General features: G+C 70.0%; 18 protein-coding genes. 14 read left to right on the forward strand and 4 right to left on the reverse strand.

From position 1 onward, the window contains the following. Positions 1-254: 254 nt before the first annotated feature. The 12 genes from Acy02nite_RS29340 (at position 255) to Acy02nite_RS29395 (ending at position 10,007) form a co-directional block, all read left to right on the forward strand. Positions 255-416, forward strand: coding sequence for an AtpZ/AtpI family protein (locus tag Acy02nite_RS29340; RefSeq protein ID WP_239175333.1), 162 nt, complete (start codon positions 255-257; stop codon positions 414-416). A gap of 12 nt (positions 417-428) precedes the next feature. Further along, positions 429-1,220, forward strand: coding sequence for a F0F1 ATP synthase subunit A (gene atpB, locus Acy02nite_RS29345; RefSeq protein WP_425548231.1), 792 nt, complete (start codon positions 429-431; stop codon positions 1,218-1,220). An 80-nt stretch (positions 1,221-1,300) separates the two neighbouring features. After that, on the forward strand, positions 1,301-1,525 hold the full coding sequence (locus Acy02nite_RS29350; protein WP_203676809.1) for an ATP synthase F0 subunit C: 225 nt from the start codon (positions 1,301-1,303) through the stop codon (positions 1,523-1,525). A gap of 31 nt (positions 1,526-1,556) precedes the next feature. Further along, the gene (locus Acy02nite_RS29355; protein ID WP_203746596.1) at positions 1,557-2,108 is read left to right on the forward strand and encodes a F0F1 ATP synthase subunit B; all 552 of its coding nucleotides are present in this window, start codon (positions 1,557-1,559) and stop codon (positions 2,106-2,108) included. After that, positions 2,108-2,929, forward strand: coding sequence for a F0F1 ATP synthase subunit delta (locus Acy02nite_RS29360; RefSeq protein ID WP_203746597.1), 822 nt, complete (start codon positions 2,108-2,110; stop codon positions 2,927-2,929). Before Acy02nite_RS29355 ends, Acy02nite_RS29360 begins: the two co-directional genes overlap by 1 nt. A 76-nt stretch (positions 2,930-3,005) precedes the next feature. Beyond that, positions 3,006-4,571, forward strand: a complete 1,566-nt coding sequence (atpA, locus tag Acy02nite_RS29365; protein ID WP_203746599.1) for a F0F1 ATP synthase subunit alpha — start codon at positions 3,006-3,008, stop codon at positions 4,569-4,571. Between the two features lie 2 nt (positions 4,572-4,573). After that, entirely contained in the window at positions 4,574-5,506 is a 933-nt protein-coding gene (locus Acy02nite_RS29370) for a F0F1 ATP synthase subunit gamma (RefSeq protein WP_203746600.1), read from the forward strand. After that, entirely contained in the window at positions 5,506-6,948 is a 1,443-nt protein-coding gene (atpD, locus tag Acy02nite_RS29375) for a F0F1 ATP synthase subunit beta (protein ID WP_239175335.1), read from the forward strand. Before Acy02nite_RS29370 ends, atpD begins: the two co-directional genes overlap by 1 nt. A 122-nt stretch (positions 6,949-7,070) precedes the next feature. Further along, a complete protein-coding gene (locus Acy02nite_RS29380) occupies positions 7,071-8,198 on the forward strand; it encodes an LCP family protein (protein WP_438820870.1) in 1,128 nt (375 codons plus the stop codon). 74 nt (positions 8,199-8,272) lie between these two features. After that, on the forward strand, positions 8,273-8,554 hold the full coding sequence (locus tag Acy02nite_RS29385) for a F0F1 ATP synthase subunit epsilon (RefSeq protein ID WP_203746602.1): 282 nt from the start codon (positions 8,273-8,275) through the stop codon (positions 8,552-8,554). Between the two features lie 8 nt (positions 8,555-8,562). Further along, on the forward strand, positions 8,563-9,030 hold the full coding sequence (locus Acy02nite_RS29390; protein WP_203746603.1) for a DUF2550 domain-containing protein: 468 nt from the start codon (positions 8,563-8,565) through the stop codon (positions 9,028-9,030). Positions 9,031-9,179: 149 nt separating this feature from the next. Further along, positions 9,180-10,007 (forward strand): PhzF family phenazine biosynthesis protein, encoded by an 828-nt coding sequence (locus tag Acy02nite_RS29395; protein ID WP_203746604.1) that lies wholly within the window; start codon positions 9,180-9,182, stop codon positions 10,005-10,007. A 9-nt stretch (positions 10,008-10,016) separates the two neighbouring features. Here the strand turns inward: Acy02nite_RS29395 and Acy02nite_RS29400 are convergent, their stop codons facing one another. Then, on the reverse strand, positions 10,017-10,589 hold the full coding sequence (locus Acy02nite_RS29400) for a cob(I)yrinic acid a,c-diamide adenosyltransferase (protein WP_203746611.1): 573 nt from the start codon (positions 10,587-10,589) through the stop codon (positions 10,017-10,019). 41 nt (positions 10,590-10,630) lie between these two features. Here Acy02nite_RS29400 and murA point away from each other — a divergent pair, with 41 nt between their 5' ends. Continuing rightward, positions 10,631-11,920 carry a UDP-N-acetylglucosamine 1-carboxyvinyltransferase gene (gene murA / locus Acy02nite_RS29405; protein WP_203746619.1) on the forward strand — a complete coding sequence of 430 codons (1,290 nt, stop codon included), beginning with the start codon at positions 10,631-10,633 and terminating at the stop codon, positions 11,918-11,920. Between the two features lie 19 nt (positions 11,921-11,939). On the opposite strand, the gene Acy02nite_RS29410 is transcribed toward murA, so the two are convergent. Further along, entirely contained in the window at positions 11,940-12,284 is a 345-nt protein-coding gene (locus tag Acy02nite_RS29410; protein WP_203746621.1) for a hypothetical protein, read from the reverse strand. Between the two features lie 136 nt (positions 12,285-12,420). On the opposite strand from Acy02nite_RS29410, the gene Acy02nite_RS29415 reads away from it, so the two are divergent. Beyond that, a complete protein-coding gene (locus Acy02nite_RS29415; RefSeq protein WP_203746623.1) occupies positions 12,421-13,269 on the forward strand; it encodes a 3-hydroxyacyl-CoA dehydrogenase family protein in 849 nt (282 codons plus the stop codon). 501 nt (positions 13,270-13,770) lie between these two features. Here the strand turns inward: Acy02nite_RS29415 and Acy02nite_RS29420 are convergent. Both Acy02nite_RS29420 and Acy02nite_RS29425 read right to left on the reverse strand, forming a co-directional pair. Next, positions 13,771-14,526, reverse strand: coding sequence for a hypothetical protein (locus Acy02nite_RS29420; protein WP_203746625.1), 756 nt, complete (start codon positions 14,524-14,526; stop codon positions 13,771-13,773). After that, positions 14,513-17,116: an FtsK/SpoIIIE domain-containing protein gene (locus tag Acy02nite_RS29425; protein ID WP_203746627.1), complete on the reverse strand. Its 2,604-nt coding sequence runs from the start codon at positions 17,114-17,116 to the stop codon at positions 14,513-14,515. Before Acy02nite_RS29425 ends, Acy02nite_RS29420 begins: the two co-directional genes overlap by 14 nt. Positions 17,117-17,161: the final 45 nt, after the last annotated feature.

Here is a 17,161-nt window from a genome sequence, read left to right on the forward strand (position 1 = left end):
GTGGAGGTTTGGCTGCTCGACTGCCACGAACCGGTGATGTGTCCCGCCGTGCCGTGTTCCGTTTTGGCGTGACAGGAGTACCGTGTCCTTCCAGTTGCGAGACCCCTGACGCCTGGACAACTACGGTTGTGCGGGGGGTCCCGCTCATCCTTGTATTTCCGGCTGATATCGTTCGGGCCGTCATGACCGGCCAAGAACCCCCCCACGACAACCGCGGTGACGAAGGCCCTCCCCCGCCCGATACAGGTGCGGGCATGACGGCGGTCACCTACCTCATCGCGGGCATGTTGGTGTGGGGCGGGATCGGCTGGCTGGTCGACCACTACGTCGGCACCCCGGGCATCTTCACCGGCATCGGCTCGGTGCTCGGTATCGGCCTTGGTGTGTACCTCATCGTGCGCCGTCTCGGCGCCTGACAGGAAAGGGCCCTGGTGATCGCTCAGTCGGTGGTCCTCGCGGCGGAGTTCCCGCCCAGCGTCGAGGACTTCTACCTGCCCAGCATCCTGCCGTGGGGCGCCCACGACAATTACTGGTTCACCAAGATCACGTTCCTGGTGTGGGTGGCGGTCGCGGCGATTATCATCTTCTTCCTGGTCTCGTACCGGAAGCCGGAACTCGTCCCGACCAAGAGGCAGTGGATCGCCGAGAGCATCTACGGCTTCGTGCGCAACAACATCGCGGTCGAGATGATCGGCCCGAAGGGTGTGGCCTTTGCGCCGTACCTGACGACGCTGTTCATGTTCGTCATTCTGAACAACTTCTGGGGCATCGTGCCGTTCGTGCAGCTCTCGCCGAACTCGCACATCGCATTCCCGGCAGTGCTCGCGGTCATCAGTTACGTGATGTTCATCTATGTCGGCATCCGGAAGCACGGCTTCTTCAAGTACTTCAAGAATGCTCTGATCCCGCCGGCGCCGGGGTTCATCCTGCCGCTGCTGATCCCGATCGAGTTCTTCTCGAACTTCCTGGTCCGGCCGTTCTCGCTGGCCGTTCGTCTGTTCGCCAACATGTTCGCCGGCCACATCCTGCTGCTGGTGTTCACGCTCGGTGGATTCGCGATGATCAGCGCTAATCCGCTGCTCGCCCCGGTGTCGGTCCTGTCCTGGGCGCTGAGCATCGCGCTGACCTTCCTCGAGTTCCTGGTGATCTGTCTCCAGGCATACGTCTTCACGGTGCTGACCGCGAGCTACGTCCAGGGCGCGCTCGCCGACGAGCACTGATTTTGCTCCACCTGTTTCGAGTCACACCCCGTTTGTCGTCCCGCGTGGCAGTCACGCGAGATACCAGGAGGAACTGAGAAATGCCACTCGCCGAAGTTGTTGGTAGCACCGCCGCCATCGGTTACGGCCTCGCCGCGATCGGCCCCGGCATCGGTGTTGGTCTGGTCTTCTCTGCTTACATCCAGTCCACCGCTCGTCAGCCGGAGTCGTCCCGCCTGACCCTGCCGTACGTCTGGATCGGTTTCGCCGTGGTCGAGGCGCTTGCCCTGCTGGGCATCGCGTTCGGCTTCGTCTGGGCCAAGTAAGTAACTCCCTCAGCCTCGTTGGGAGGTCTCAATGCTCACACTTCTGGCTGCTGAGGCCGCTGAAGAAGGCCACAACCCGATCATTCCCGCCTGGGAAGAGATCGTGGTCGGGTCGGTCGCCTTCGCGGTGCTCTGCTTCGTCCTGATGAAGTTCGTCTTCCCGCAGATGGAGAAGACGTTCCGCGCCCGCGTGGACGCGATCGAGGGCGGTATCAAGCGTGCCGAGGCCGCCCAGGCGGAGGCGAACGAGCTGCTCGAGCAGTACCGTGCGCAGCTCGCCGAGGCCCGGACCGAGGCCGCTCGCATCCGCGACGAGGCCCGGGCTGATGCCGAGGGCATCCGGCAGGACGTGCTCGCCAAGGCTCGCGAGGAGTCGGACCGCATCATCGCGGCCGGCAACGAGCAGCTCGCGACGCAGCGTCAGTCGATCGTCCGGGAGCTCCGTGCCGAGGTCGGCACGCTCGCGGTCGACCTGGCCGGCAAGATCGTCGGTGAGGCGCTGGCCGACGAGGCCCGCACCCGCGGCACCGTCGAGCGTTTCATCGCTGACCTCGACACCGCCGGCACGGCGGGCGGGCGCTGATGGCGTCCGGCGTCACCAATCAGGCCTACGGCGACGCGGCGGAGCGGCTTCACGCCGGCACCGCCGCGTCGACGGACGCGCAGCTGGTCACGGTCGCCGACGAGATTCTGTCGGTGGCCGGCCTGCTGCGGGGCCAGCCCCGGCTGCGCCGGGCGCTGACCGACCCGTCGCGGCCGGGCGACGACCGCTCGGACCTGTTCCGCTCGCTGCTGGCCGGCAAGGCCACCGCGGTGACCGTCGACGCGCTGGCCACACTCGTGGCCGGCCGGTTCTCCAAGCCCAGTGACCTGCTGGACGCGACGGAGCGACTGGGTGTCGACACCATGCTCGCCTCGGCGCAGAAGCAGGGCGTGCTGGCGGAGGTCGAGGACGAACTCTTCCGGTTCTCGCAGATCGTCTCCGGTACGCCGCAGCTCGCCGCCACGCTCAGTGACATCGGCGCTCCGGTCGCACCCCGGGCTAAACTTGTCGGGGATCTTCTCGACGGCAAGGCACAGGCGGTGACGGTCCGGCTCGTCCAGGTCGCGCTCGTGGGTTTCGGCGGCCGTGGTTTCGAGGCCTCGCTGAACCGGCTGGTCGAGGCGACCGCCGCTCGGCGCGACCGCGAGGTGGCGTATGTGACGGTTGCGAAGCCGCTCGGCGACGCCGAGGAGACCGCGCTGGCCGCCAAGCTGGCCGCGATCTACGGCCGTCAGGTCTCGCTGAAGGTGGACGTGAATCCCGCGATCATCGGCGGTGTCAGCGTCCGCGTCGGCTCCGATCTCTACGACGGCACGATCCTGCGCCGGTTGAACGCCGCGAAGCAGGCGTTCGCTAAATAGTCCTTTCCCCTCGATCTCCTGATCGAGAAGCCCCTCGGTGGCGGCGACGTCCCGAGCTAGACAGAGAAGGCAGAGGATGGCCGAGCTGACCATCTCCTCGGACGAGATCCGGGGGGCGCTAGAGCGCTACGTCTCGTCCTATTCGCCCGAGGTCTCCCGCGAGGAGGTCGGCATCGTCTCCGATGCGGGCGACGGTATCGCGCACGTCGAGGGCCTGCCCTCGACGATGGCGAACGAACTGCTGGAGTTCGCCGACGGCACGCTGGGCGTCGCCCTGAACCTCGACGTCCGCGACATCGGCGCCGTGATCCTGGGCGACTACGCGAAGATCGAGGAGGGCCAGCCGGTCAAGCGCACCGGCCGCGTCCTCTCGGTGCCGGTGGGCGACGCCTTCCTGGGTCGCGTCGTCGACGCCCTGGGCAACCCGATCGACGACCGTGGCGAGATCGCGAACGAGGGTTTCCGCGAGCTCGAGCTGCAGGCGCCGAACGTGATGGCGCGTCAGCCGGTGAAGCAGCCGCTGCAGACCGGCATCAAGGCGATCGACGCCATGACGCCGATCGGCCGTGGCCAGCGCCAGCTGATCATCGGCGACCGCAAGACCGGTAAGACCACGGTCGCGCTCGACACGATCATCAACCAGAAGGCGAACTGGGAGTCCGGCGACCCGGCCAAGCAGGTTCGCTGCATCTACGTCGCCATCGGCCAGAAGGCCTCGACGATCGCCAGCATCCGCGGCGTCCTCGAGGCGCAGGGCGCCCTGGAGTACACGACGATCGTCGCGGCTCCGGCGTCCGACCCGGCCGGCTTCAAGTACATCGCGCCGTACACCGGCTCGTCCATCGGACAGCACTGGATGTACAACGGCAAGCACGTCCTGATCGTCTTCGACGACCTGACGAAGCAGGCCGAGGCGTACCGTGCCGTTTCGCTGCTGCTGCGCCGCCCGCCGGGCCGTGAGGCCTACCCGGGTGACGTCTTCTACTTGCACTCCCGCCTGCTGGAGCGCTGCGCCAAGCTCTCCGACGAGCTGGGTGGCGGCTCGATGACCGGTCTGCCGATCATCGAGACGAAGGCCAACGACATCTCGGCCTACATCCCGACCAACGTCATCTCGATCACCGACGGCCAGATCTTCCTGGAGTCCGACCTGTTCGCCTCGGGTGTCCGCCCGGCGATCAACGTCGGTACCTCGGTGTCCCGGGTAGGCGGCTCGGCGCAGGTCAAGGCGATGCGTTCGGTCTCCGGCCGGCTCCGGCTCGACCTGGCCCAGTTCCGTGAGCTGGAGGCCTTCTCGGCCTTCGCCTCCGACCTGGACCGGGCGTCGCGTGCGCAGCTGGAGAAGGGCATCCGCCTGGTCGAGCTGCTCAAGCAGCCGCAGTACTCGCCGTACTCGACGGTCGACCAGGTCATCACGATCTGGTCCGGCACCACCGGGCAGCTCGACGACATCGCCGTCGGTGACGTGCGCCGCTTCGAGCAGGAATTCCTGCAGTGGTTCAAGCAGCACAACAGCGACGTCTACACCGCGATCGAGTCGACGAACCTGCTGAGCGACGACAACATCGAGAGCTTGAAGGCCGGTGTCGTCGAGTTCAAGAAGGTCTTCCAGGGCAGCGCGACCGGCGAAAGCGGTAACTAAGCATGGCTGCCGGTCAGGTACAGGCGCTGCGTCGGCGCATCCGCACCGTCAAGTCGACCAAGAAGATCACCAAGGCGCAGGAACTCGTCGCCACCAGCCGGATCGCGAAGGCCCAGGAACGGGTCGCCGCCTCCCGGCCGTACTCGGAGGCGATCACCAAGGTGCTCGGCGCGCTGGCGTCGAACGCCTCGGTGGACAACCCGCTGCTGGTCGCGCGTGAGCGCGTCCGGCGGGCGGGCGTCCTGCTGATCACCAGTGACCGGGGCCTGGCCGGCGCCTACAACGCCAACGCCATCCGGACCGCCGAGCAGCTGATCGCTCAGCTGAAGTCGGAGGGCAAGGAAGTGGCGCTGTACGTGGTGGGCCGTAAGGGCGTCGGCTACTACCGGTTCCGCGGGCGGGACATCGCCGCCAGCTGGACGGGTTTCTCCGAGCGTCCGTCGTTCGCCGACGCCAAGAAGGTCGGCGACGCCCTGATCGAGGCGTTCGCGGCGGGTTCGGAGACCGAGGGCACCTTCGGTCCCGACGGCATCCCGGGCGTGGACGAGCTGCACCTGGTGAGCACCGAGTTCAAGTCCCTGATGACCCAGCACGCGCAGGCGAAGCCGCTCGCGCCGGTCCAGGTCGAGGGACAGGACGAGGAGCCCGAGGGGCTGCGCCCGGCTTACGAGTTCGAGCCGGACGCCGACGAGCTGCTCGACGCGTTGCTGCCGAAGTACCTCAACACGCGGATCTACGCGGCGTTGCTGGACTCGGCGGCGAGCGAGTCGGCCTCCCGGCGACGGGCGATGAAGAGTGCGTCGGACAACGCCGACGACCTCCTCAAGCGGTACACGCGCGAGATGAACTCCGCGCGGCAGGCTGCGATCACCCAGGAAATCAGTGAGATCGTCGGCGGCGCCAACGCGCTGGCCGCGGCGGGAAGTGATGTGTGATGACTGCTGTTGCTGAGCCCACCAAGGCGGAGACCGCTGTCGGCCGTGTCGTCCGGGTCATCGGCCCGGTCGTCGACGTCGAGTTTCCCCGTGACGCCATGCCCCCGATCTTCAACGCGCTGCACGTCGAGGTCACCCTCTCCGAGGGCACCAAGACGCTGACGCTGGAGGTCGCCCAGCACCTGGGTGACAACCTGCTCCGCGCGATCTCGATGCAGCCGACGGACGGTCTGGTCCGCGGCAAGGAGGTCGTCAACACCGGCGCGCCCATCTCGGTGCCGGTCGGCGACGTGACCAAGGGCCACGTGTTCAACGCCCTCGGCGAGGTGCTCAACGTCGACCCGTCGACGCTGGACATCCAGGAGCGCTGGTCGATCCACCGCAAGCCCCCGGCGTTCGCGGACCTCGAGCCGAAGACCGAGATGCTGGAGACCGGCATCAAGGTGCTCGACCTGCTCGCGCCGTACGTGCGCGGTGGCAAGATCGGCCTGTTCGGCGGCGCGGGCGTCGGCAAGACCGTTCTGATCCAGGAGATGATCATCCGGGTCGCCCGTAACTTCGGTGGCACCTCGGTGTTCGCCGGCGTCGGCGAGCGCACCCGTGAGGGCAACGACCTCATCCTGGAGATGGACGAGGGTGGCGTTCTGGACAAGACCGCGCTGGTCTTCGGCCAGATGGACGAGCCGCCGGGCACCCGTCTGCGGGTCGCCCTGACCGCGCTCACCATGGCGGAGTACTTCCGGGACGTCCAGAACCAGGAGGTGCTGCTCTTCATCGACAACATCTTCCGGTTCACCCAGGCCGGTTCTGAGGTCTCCACCCTGCTCGGGCGTATGCCGTCGGCCGTGGGTTACCAGCCCACCCTGGCGGACGAGATGGGTGAGCTGCAGGAGCGGATCACGTCGGTCCGTGGCAAGGCGATCACCTCGCTGCAGGCGATCTACGTGCCCGCCGACGACTACACCGACCCGGCGCCGGCCACCACCTTCGCCCACCTGGACGCGACCACCAACCTCGAGCGGTCGATCTCCGACAAGGGCATCTACCCCGCCGTGGACCCGCTGGCCTCCAGCTCGCGGATCCTGGCCCCGGAGTTCGTCGGCGCCGAGCACTACGCGGTCGCCCGTGAGGTCCAGCGGATCCTCCAGAAGTACAAGGACCTGCAGGACATCATCGCCATCCTCGGTATGGACGAGCTCTCCGAGGAGGACAAGGTCACGGTCGCCCGGGCCCGTCGCATCGAGCGGTTCCTGTCGCAGAACACCTACGCGGCGGAGCAGTTCACCGGCGTTCCCGGCTCGACGGTCCCGCTGAAGGAGACCATCGAGGCATTCAAGAAGATCTCCGAGGGTGAGTACGACAACTACCCGGAGCAGGCCTTCTTCATGTGCGGCGGTCTCGAGGACCTGGAGAAGAACGCGCACGAGCTGATGAAGGGCTGATCCCAGCCGTTCGCCACTTGCGACGAACAGGAAGCCGTGCCGGTGTCCACCGGCACGGCTTCTCGTTGTTCCGGGGGTGAATCGCGGGGGGAACGGCTCGACTGAGGGTTGGGGATCATCGGGTGGCTGAGTCTGCGAAACGCCGTGCGCCGCTGTGGGCGCGATTGTCCGGGGTCCTCGGCGCCGTGCTGATGGTGACCAGCGGCGGGGTGCTGGTCACCGGCTCGAGCCTGATCACGCGGTACACCGGGTCGATCGACGCGGACGGCAGCCTGATCGGCGGGCCGGCGTCGGGCGCGGCCCGGAACACCCCGGCCGACATCCGCGGGCCGCTCGACATCCTGCTGGCCGGGATCGACCCACGCGACGATCGCACCGCGCCGCGCTCCGACTCGATCATCGTGGCGCACCTTCCGGCGGGCATGGATCAGGTCTACCTGTTCTCCGTCCCGCGGGACCTCTACGTGGACATCCCGGCCTTCGCACCGACCGGGTTCGGCGGCGGCCGGTCGAAGATCAACGCCGCCATGTCGTACGGGAGCCCGGTCGGTGACGGCAGGCACGACGTGAAGCAGGGCTTCCAGTTGCTCGCCAGGACGGTCACGCAACTGACCGGCATCGAGGCCTTCGACGCCGGGGCGATCATCAACTTCGGCGGCTTCAAGGACATCGTCGAGGCGGTGGGCGGCGTGACCATGCGGATCGACATGCGGGTGAGGTCCGAACACCTCCGGCCCGACGGCACCCCGCGCCACCGGCGGGCGTCGTGCGCCGGCAAATCCTGCGCGCACCCGTACATCGGGCCGCAGAAGACGTACCAGCCGGGGACCTACCACCTGCGGGCCTGGGAGGCGCTGGACTACGTGCGGCAGCGTTACGGGCTGCCGAACAGCGACTACGACCGGCAGCGGCACCAGCAGCAGTTCATCAAGGCGATGGCCGCGAAGGTGATGAGCAAGGGCGTGATCAGCAATCCGGCCAGGCTGACGAAGGTCCTGGGCTCGGCCGGCGACGCGCTCACCTTCGACGGCAACGGGCACAGCGTGCTCGACTGGGGCCTGGCGCTGAAGGGCCTGAACACCGACAACATGGTCTCGATCAAGTTGTCCGGGGGCGGGCTCTACGAGGGCGGGAGATACCTGGGAGAGAAGCTGGCTCCGGGGTCGGAGGAGTTCTTCGCAGCGGTCCGGCAGGACAAGATCCAGGAGTTTCTGCTGGCCCACCCGGAATTCGTGAACAAGAACGCCTAACCCCGGGCGAACGGCCGGGGCGGGCGCCGATTAGACTTTCACCCATTCGGTTCGCAGCGTCAGAGGGAGACAGCGTGGCCAACCAGCTTCACGTCGAGGTCGTCGCCGTCGAGGAGAAGGTCTGGGTCGGTGAGGCCGAGATGCTCGTCGCGCGCACCACCGAGGGTGAGATCGGTGTGCTGCCGGGCCACTCTCCGCTGCTCGGCCTGCTCAAGGAGCCGTCCCAGGTCCGGGTGAAACTCGCCGGTGGCGAGCAGCTGACCTACGACGTCGCGGGGGGCTTCCTCTCGATCGACGCGAACGGTGTCACGGTGCTCGCCGAGAGCGCCACGCCGGCCACTCCCGAGCAGCACTGACGCCGCCGATGCGGGTTCTGGAAGTCTTCGGAATCTGCGTCGTCGCGCTGCTCGCACTTCTCTTCGCCATCTTCTTCCGCCGCCGCCTGCTCATGCTGGGCGGCGGCACCATCCGATTGCAGGTCCGCACCAGCACGATGGTGCCGGGCCGCGGGTGGTCGCCCGGGCTGGGCCAGTTCGTCGGTGACGAGCTCCGCTTCCACAAGATGTTCAGCCTGGCGGTCCGTCCCAAGCGGGTGCTCGACCGGCGGCTCCTGACGATTGCCGAGCGGCGGCTGCCGACCGGGCCGGAGCGGCTGACCATGCCCGGTCACTGGGTGGTGCTGCGCTGCGCGACGGGTGACACCGAGCTGGAGATCGCCATGGCCGAGACCACGGTGACCGGCTTCCTCTCCTGGCTCGAGGCCGGCCCGCCGCGGGATCCGGGCAGCGTCCCGGGTCGTTCGATCTTCGGCCCGCGCCGGCTGGAGAGCTGAGCCGCACCAGTTCGTGAGCTGAGCTGCGTCAGGTCGTGAGCTGATCCGCGGCTCACTCCGCCGGTGCGCGTCGCCCTCGTGCGCGAGCCGCACCACCTGTTCGGGATTGGCCGTCGCACGTGACCGCACGGCCGCCTAGCGTCGGGGTCATGCGGATTCGAATCGTCGACGCCTTCACCGACCGCCCCTTCGCCGGGAACCCGGCCGGCGTCCTGATCCTCGACGGGGACACGTTCCCGGCCGACGACTGGATGCAGCGGATCGCCGTCGAGGTCAACCACTCCGAGACCGCCTTCCTGCACCGCCTGCCCGCCGGCGGCGACGCGGACTGGGCGCTGCGCTGGTTCACCCCGGCGGCCGAGGTCGCCCTCTGCGGCCACGCCACTCTCGCCAGCGCGCACGTGCTGCACCGGGCCGGCCTGATCTCCGGCCGCGTCCGGTTCCGGACCGTCCGCAGTGGCATCCTCACCGCGGAGGTGGGCGAGGACGGGCTGATCACGCTCGACTTCCCGGCCTCGCCGCTGAGCCCGCTCGACGTGGACCCGGCGCTGGTCGTGGCCCTGGGCACCGACGTGGTGGCCACCCACTGGACCGGGCCGATCACCGACGACGTGCTGGTCGAGGCCGCGGACGAGAAGACGGTCCGCGGGCTGACCCCGGACCTGGGCGCGCTCGCCGAGCTGACCCGGCGCGGCGTGCTCGTCACCGCCGCGGCCGGTGACCCGGCGGCCGGATACGACTTCGTCTCCCGGTTCTTCGCCCCGGCGGTCGGGGTGGCCGAGGATCCGGTGACCGGTTCCGCCCACACCGCGCTGACGCCCTTCTGGACCGCGCGGCTGGGCCGGAACGAACTGACGGGATATCAGGCGTCGGCCCGCGGGGGCCTGGTCAAGGTCGCCCTCCGGGGTGACCGCACCCTGCTCGGCGGTTACGCGGTCACCACGATCGACGGAGAGCTCCAGGTCCCTCCCGGGTAGGCGCGGCGGTCAGCGGGACCCGCCGGGCACCCACTTCACGTCGCCGTCCGGGTTCGCCACCCGGGACAGGATGAAGAGCAGGTCGGAGAGCCGGTTCAGGTACTTCGCCGGGAGCACGGGCGTGCGCTCCGGGTCGGCCTCGATCAGCGCCCACGCCGACCGCTCGGCCCGCCGCGCGACGGTCCGCGCGACGTGCAGCAGCGCCGCCCCCGGGGTGCCACCCGGCAGGATGAAACTGTCCAGCGCGGCCAGGCGCTCGTTGAACTCGTCGCACCAGCCCTCGAGACGGGTCACATACTCCTCGGTGATCCGCAGCGGCGGGTACGGCGGGTTCTCGTCGAGCGGGTTCCCGAGATCCGCCCCGAGGTCGAAGAGGTCGTTCTGGATGCGGCCCAGCACCGCCCGTACGTCATCGGGAAGTGAACCGAGAGCCAGAGCGACGCCCAGAGCCGCGTTGCATTCGTCGGCGTCGGCGTAGGCCGCGATGCGGGGATCGGTCTTCGCCGCCACCTCGTTGTTGACCAGGCGGGTCTGCCCGGCGTCGCCGGTCCGGGTGTAGATACGGGTGAGATGAACAGCCATGCAGCCACCCTATGCAGTCGCGGTGGGATCCGGACCATACGATGGCCCGCGTGGATGTGATCAGGGTCAAGGGCGGGGCTCCGCTCACCGGTGACGTCGCGGTCGGTGGCGCGAAGAACTCGGCGCTCAAGCTGATGGCGGTCGCGCTGCTCGGCGAGGGCCGCAGCGTGGTCTCCAACGTCCCGCGGATCACCGACATCGCGATCATGGCCGAGGTGCTGCGCCGGCTGGGCTGCGACGTCGTGCTGGACGGCACCGAGGCGATCATCGACGTGCCGCTGGAGCCGGGCGCCGAGGCGGATTACGACCTGGTCCGGCGGCTGCGCGCGTCGATCTGCGTGCTCGGGCCGCTGCTGGCCCGCCGCGGTTACGTGCGGGTGGCGCTCCCCGGCGGCGACATGATCGGCTCCCGGGGCCTGGACATGCACGTCTCCGGCCTGGCCCGGATGGGCGCGGAGATCTCCAACGAGCACGGCTTCGTGATCGCCTCGGCGCCGGCCGGTCTGCGCGGCTCCAAGATCTGGCTGGACTTCCCGAGCGTCGGCGCCACCGAGAACCTGCTGATGGCGGCCGTCCTGGCCAAGGGGATCACGGAGATCGACAACGCCGCCCGCGAGCCGGAGATCGTCGACATCTGCGAGATGCTCACGGCGATGGGCGCGCGGATCGAGGGCGCCGGCACGTCGACGCTGATCATCGAGGGGGTGGACGGGCCGCTCAAGCCGGTGCGGCACACCACGATCGGTGACCGGATCGTCGGTGGCACCTGGGCGTACGGTGCCGCGATGACCCGTGGTGACGTCACGATCCACGGCGTACGTCCCGAGTTCCTCGACATCGCGCTGGACAAGCTGGTGTCGGCGGGCGCGACGATCGAGCCGGGCGACAACCGGTTCCGGGTGCGGATGACCGAGCGGCCCAAGCACGTCGACATCGTCACCCTGCCGTACCCGGGTTTCGCCACCGACCTGCTGCCGATGGCGATCGGTCTCGCCTCGGTGGCCGAGGGCCCGTCGCTGATCACCGAGAACATCTTCGACGGCCGGTTCATGTTCGTGAACGAGATGGTCCGGCTCGGCGCGGACATCCGCACCGACGGTCACCACGCTGTCGTCAACGGGCGGGACAGGTTGTCCGGCGCCCCGGTGCGGGCCACCGACATCCGGGCCGGGGCGGGCCTGGTCATCGCCGGGCTGTGCGCGGACGGGGTGACCGAGGTCGGCGAGGTGCACCACATCGATCGGGGCTACCCGGACTTCGTCGCCGACCTGGCGCGCCTGGGTGTCGAGGTGGAGCGGACCGACGTGCCGGAGCCGACCTTCGACTTCTAGGTTCTCGGCAGGGCACCGTCTAGGAGGAGCCGACCAGGCGTCGCGCCTCCTCCACCTCCTCGGCGAAGACCAGCACGCAGACCCGCCCGTCCCGGCGGATCGCGCTCGTGGCACGGATGCCGGCGGACGAGAGCAACCGCCGGATCTCGTCGGCGACCTCCGGCTCGTCGGTGACCGCGGCCGGCGACAGGAGCCCGTAGTCCTCCTGCTCGCCTCGCTCCCCGAAGATCGCGAGGCCGTCCGCGTAACCGTCGACGGGGCCGGTGGGTTGCAGGCCCATGCGCCAGAAGACGGCGCCCAGAAAGCCGACCAGACCGACGGCGATCAATGGTCCGATGAGGTACCAGCCGTCGCTCGTGGCCATGCGCACAGTCTGGCACCGCACTGAGCGGGTTTTTGGCGAATTGCCCCGAACGGGAACATCGAAGTCCGCACCGGGGGCCTAAGTTTCCGTTAAGTAACCCCGCTACACTGTGGCCCCATCTGACAAAGGAGTGAGCATGGCGGGTCGTCTCGCGGTCATCGGGTCCGGACTGATGGGCTCCGGCATCGCACAGGTGTCGGCGCAGGCCGGGTGGCAGGTCACGATGCGGGACGTCGACGACGCCTCGCTCAAGCGCGGTCTCGGCGCGATCCGCGACTCGCTGGCCCGGTTCGCCGCCAAGGGCAAGATCGCCGAGGGGGACGTCGAGGCGACCCTGCAGCGGATCACCCCGACCACCGACCTGGACGCGGTGGCCGAGGCCGACGTCGTCGTCGAGGCGATCTTCGAGAAGGTCGAGGCGAAGCACGACGTCTTCAAGCAGCTCGACAAGATCTGCAAGGCCGGCGCGATCCTCGGCACGAACACGTCGGCCATCCCGATCACCCAGATCGCCGCGATCACCTCGCGGCCCGAGTCGGTGGTCGGCATCCACTTCTTCTCGCCCGTCCCGATGATGAAGCTGGTCGAGCTCGTCCGCGGCTACCAGACGTCGGACGAGACCGTCGCCGCGGCACGCAACTTCGCCGAGGAGGTCGGCAAGACCTGCGTCGAGGTCAAGCGCGACGTCGCCGGCTTCGTCTCCAACCGGCTCTTCTCGGCGCTGCTCGTCGAGGCGATCAAGCTCGTCGAGTCCGGCGTCGTCTCCGCCGCCGACCTGGACACGGTCATGAAGCTGGGCTTCGGGCACGCCATGGGCCCGCTCGCCACTGTCGACCTGACCGGTCTCGACGTCATGCTCAACGCCGCGGGGAACATCTACCGCGACACCCAGGACGAGAAGTTCTTCCCGCCGGAGCTGCTGCAGCGCATGGTCACCGCCGGCGACCTCGGCCGCAAGACCGGCAAGGGCTTCTACAGCTACTGACCGCTCCCGATCATCTTGAGTGCCCCGGCCCGCTGCCGGGGCTCTCGTTTTTCACGACCCTGATCCGGTACGCCGTGAGCCCGGTCCCGTGGCACCCCACGCCAGCTCGCCGCCGCTCGAGCCCGCCGCGCGCCTCCCGCTTCCCGGCTGGTTGTCATGGGCGTTATTCGTGCCTCATAACGCCCATGAGGACCAGCTGGCACCTGGACGCGCGCTGCGGGCGTGAGCGCGCGCGGGGCTGGCGTGAGCGAGCGGGGCTGGCGTGGGCGCGACCGGTGTGAGCGCGCGATCCTGCCGGCGTGAGCGCGTGCGGGTCTGGCGTGGGCGCTGCGGGCGTGAGCGCGGGCGGCGCGGGCTGTCCGGCTGGTTCTGGTGGGCGTTATGAGGCACGAATAACGCCCACCAGAACCAGCCCGGTGCGGGAGCGCGCCGCCGGCCCCGGCACGGCGGAGGTCGCGCGGGAGCGTCACGGGACCGGGCTCACGACGTACGCGCGAAGGGTCACCGGGTGGCGAAGGAGAGCGAGAGGAAGGTGGCCGCGACCATCCCGCCCAGCAGCGTGAGACCGATCCCGCCGACGTCGAGGCGGGCGTGCAGGCGCCGGTGGGCGAGGTACGCCGCGGCCGGAACGCCGGCGGACGGCGCGATGATGAACGTGAGCCACCCGATGCCGCGGATCAGCAGGCCCCCGAACACGGCCGTGTGACCGAAAGTGACCAGCCCCGCCGCGACCAGGCCGGCCAGGGTCGACGCGAGCGCGCCGATCAGCGGGAGCAGCGCGAGGGCCCAGCGTGGCAGGAGGCGACGGCCACCGGGCCGGACCCGGTCGTCGATCCGATCGGCGGCGCGGGCCAGCAGCGCGCGCGGCGACTGCCGGCCGTGTCCGGTCACGACCAGCTCGTCGGAGGTGGGCCCGCGTTGCAGCGCGACCCGTGGCAACGCCTCGATCGGCGCGGGGTCGGGCATCTCGCCCAGCGCCCGCATCCGCAGCCCGCGGGCGCGCCGCAGCTGGTCCCAGAGCCGCGCGGCCTCCCGGTCCACGTCGAGGACCTGCGCGGCGGCGGCACCGGCCCAGCGGTCCGCGGCGAGCGCGTCGTTCTCCGCGCGGGCCAGCTCACCGGCGGCCCGGGCGGCATTGTCCTGGTAGGCCTGTTCCGCGTCGTCGAGCTCGGCGTCGCGCCGCCGGGTCACCTCGGCCAGGGCGCTCACCATCAACTGGTAGTCGCGGGAGGGTGGCTGCCGGTCACGTGTGGTCACTGTTCACCTCGTACGGGATGATGATCTCGGGTGTGCGGTGCACCGAGCGATCGAAGAACAACGCTCGCCGGGGCCGCGGATACCAGACCGGACCCCCGGGCCGGGGGTGGAGCGGGGCCAGGTCGGCGCCCTGCACGTCGAGCGCCACCCACGCGCCGATGGTGTCGAACCGGGCGCCGATGCCGCCCAGGTCGTCGCGCAGCCGCGGCACGGAACGCCACCAGCCGAGCACGTGGGTCCGCTGCTCCGGCCCGTCGGACAACAGCTTCTTGAGGCCGGGATCCCGGGCGGCGTCCAGGGCGAAGCCGATGACGTAGTGCGGGACGTCGCGAGGACCCAGGTCGAAGCGGACGTCCCCGGCGTCGTACCAGTCCGCCGACGGCAGCTCGGCGAAGAGCCGGGCGGCGGCCGGTCCCGCCGCGGCGTCCAGGCACAGCACGCTGAAGTGCGCCGGTCCCTGCGCGGCCAGGCTCAACGCCGCGGCCGAGAGGACATCACAGGCTTCCCCGGTACGGGTTCCGAGCACCGCGAGATTGCGCCCCGGCATCCGTCCGAGCCGCAGCCGGGCGGGCTGGGCGGCCACGTCGATGCGCTCGCCGAGGACCGCGCCGGGGGAGGACCCGACCTCGTCGACGGTGGACGGCAGCCGTCCGGACGGGCGCAGCGACTCCGGCAGCCGGGGCACCGCGTCGCCGTCGAAGAGCCGGGGTGGCTCGCAGCCGGCCGGCCGGTCCCGCCACAGCCGGCGCTGCACCCCGCGCCACACGTTCCGGTCGCCGGCGTCGGGCAGGCGCACGATCCGGTTCGCCCCGGACATCCCGGACTCGGTGTTGACCACCGCGTGAAAGCGCGGGATGACCGCGGCGGCCAGGTTGTCGTCGGCGAGGATCCGGCGCGCCTTGGGGAGGGCGATCCGGAGGGTGAACTGCGCGATCAGCCCGGCGCGACCCCACAGGGCCTGGATGCCGGCCACGTCCTGGGAGGCCAGGATCAGGTGGATGCCCTGGGAGCGGCCCCGCCGGGCGAGGTCCTCGAGCAGCGTGACGGCCTCGTCGGCGACCGCGTCCCGCCCGTCCAGCAGCACCTGGAACTCGTCGATCACCGCGACGATCCGCGGCCAGTGCCCGCCCGGGTCCTCGGCGCGCAGCTCGGCGAGCTTGCCGGCGTCGTAGCGTTTCGCCGCCTGCGCCCGCAGCCGCAGCTCCTCGCCGAGGTGCCGGAGCATGGCCAGGCCGAACTCGCGGTCGCCGTTGACGTTGATGCCGGCCAGCCGCACCTGCGGGAGCCAGCCGGGGTCGCGCGGGCCGGGGACGTAGCGGGCGAAGGACACGCCCTCCTTGAAGTCCAGCAGGTAGAGCGCCAGCTCCTCGGGGCCGTACCGGGTGGCCAGCGAGCCGAGCCAGGTGTAGATCAGGTTGGTCTTGCCGGAGCCGGACGGCCCGCCGATCAGCGCGTGCGGCGGGTCGTCGCCGAGCGGCACCTCGACCAGCGAGCCGTCGGTGCTGTCGCCGATCGGCGCGACCAGGCCGTGGATCGAGGACTCCGACCAGTACTCGGCCGGCTCGAGGTCGGCGAGCCGGGCCGGGTCCGGGCCGGCCTGCAGCCGCTCGGCGGTGGTCCGGCAGAACGCGGCGATCCGCTCCGGCGGGGGCGGCGGGTCGAGCTTGATCTCCAGCGTGCCGAGCGAGTCACAGGTGGCGGTCTGGTCGCGGACCACGATCCGCTCGACGGTCGGGTCGTCCTCCAGCGCCAGCCCGCGCACGACCAGGTGCACCCCGCAGGCCACCCCGGTACGCACGATCCGGTCCAGCTGCGCCCGCTGAGCGGTCGTCATCTCCACCGAGGTGGCCCGGTCGGCGAGCAGCACGACCAGCTTCCACGGCTCGGGCCGGGGGCCGGGGCGGGCGGCGGCCAGCTCGGCGATCGACGGGTACTGCCCGCCCAGCGACTCGTTGACCCGGCAGATGTGGTCGGCCAGGTCGTCGAGGAGCGACCCGAGCCCGCCCGGCCCGACGAACGTCGGGTTCAGCGGCGCGAACGGCGCGAGCGTCCCGCCCAGGTTCTCCGGGTCGTAGACGGTCAGGTGCACGTCGGCGGCCCGGATGCTGCCCAGCGCCCGCAGCAGCACCCCGGTGATCAGGTCGTCGACCTGCGGGGACGGCCCGGAGACGTGCAGGTGCACGGCGTCCAGCAGGGGGATCAGCGCCGGCAGCGCGGCGGTCTCCTCGAACGTGATCGAACCGATCCGCAGCAGGCCGGGGCGGGTGCCCGGGTCCGGCTCGCTCGGCGACCACAGCCGCCAGGGGGCGCCGGCCGCGCCGGTGGCGCTGGAGGTGGCCAGGCCGCGCAGGTGCCCGGCGAGCCGGGTGGCCTCGCTCTGGAAGCGCCGCTGCACGTCGTTGCGGGCGGCCTCGCGGGCGGCGGTGAGCTGGCTCAGGCAGGTGGCGTACGCGTCCCGGACCAGGCGGCGCCGGTTCTGTGCCTCGCCCCGGGCCGACTCGGCGGCGGCCAGCAACGCCCGCGCGGAGCCGCGGGCCTCGGCAAGTTCCTGCCGGACCACGGCGACCAGCGCGTTGCGGTTACTGACCACGCGACCCCCCGGAATCCATGTGGGGGGATTTTAGCGATTTTCCAC

The organism is Actinoplanes cyaneus (assembly GCF_016862095.1).
In the GTDB taxonomy this organism is placed as follows: domain Bacteria; phylum Actinomycetota; class Actinomycetes; order Mycobacteriales; family Micromonosporaceae; genus Actinoplanes; species Actinoplanes cyaneus.

What these genes read in the sequence shown, in the direction of transcription:
- Acy02nite_RS29370 (WP_203746600.1), top strand. Translation starts at nt 4,574, where the DNA reads ATGGCTGCCGGTCAGGTACAGGCGCTGCGTCGGCGCATCCGCACCGTC.
- Acy02nite_RS29400 (WP_203746611.1), bottom strand. Translation starts at nt 10,589, where the DNA reads ATGGCTGTTCATCTCACCCGTATCTACACCCGGACCGGCGACGCCGGG.
- Acy02nite_RS29415 (WP_203746623.1), top strand. Translation starts at nt 12,421, where the DNA reads ATGGCGGGTCGTCTCGCGGTCATCGGGTCCGGACTGATGGGCTCCGGC.
- murA (WP_203746619.1), top strand. Translation starts at nt 10,631, where the DNA reads ATGGCCCGCGTGGATGTGATCAGGGTCAAGGGCGGGGCTCCGCTCACC.
- Acy02nite_RS29355 (WP_203746596.1), top strand. Translation starts at nt 1,557, where the DNA reads ATGCTCACACTTCTGGCTGCTGAGGCCGCTGAAGAAGGCCACAACCCG.
- atpA (WP_203746599.1), top strand. Translation starts at nt 3,006, where the DNA reads ATGGCCGAGCTGACCATCTCCTCGGACGAGATCCGGGGGGCGCTAGAG.
- Acy02nite_RS29350 (WP_203676809.1), top strand. Translation starts at nt 1,301, where the DNA reads ATGCCACTCGCCGAAGTTGTTGGTAGCACCGCCGCCATCGGTTACGGC.
- atpD (WP_239175335.1), top strand. Translation starts at nt 5,506, where the DNA reads ATGACTGCTGTTGCTGAGCCCACCAAGGCGGAGACCGCTGTCGGCCGT.
- Acy02nite_RS29410 (WP_203746621.1), bottom strand. Translation starts at nt 12,284, where the DNA reads ATGGCCACGAGCGACGGCTGGTACCTCATCGGACCATTGATCGCCGTC.
- Acy02nite_RS29395 (WP_203746604.1), top strand. Translation starts at nt 9,180, where the DNA reads ATGCGGATTCGAATCGTCGACGCCTTCACCGACCGCCCCTTCGCCGGG.
- Acy02nite_RS29340 (WP_239175333.1), top strand. Translation starts at nt 255, where the DNA reads ATGACGGCGGTCACCTACCTCATCGCGGGCATGTTGGTGTGGGGCGGG.
- Acy02nite_RS29360 (WP_203746597.1), top strand. Translation starts at nt 2,108, where the DNA reads ATGGCGTCCGGCGTCACCAATCAGGCCTACGGCGACGCGGCGGAGCGG.
- Acy02nite_RS29390 (WP_203746603.1), top strand. Translation starts at nt 8,563, where the DNA reads ATGCGGGTTCTGGAAGTCTTCGGAATCTGCGTCGTCGCGCTGCTCGCA.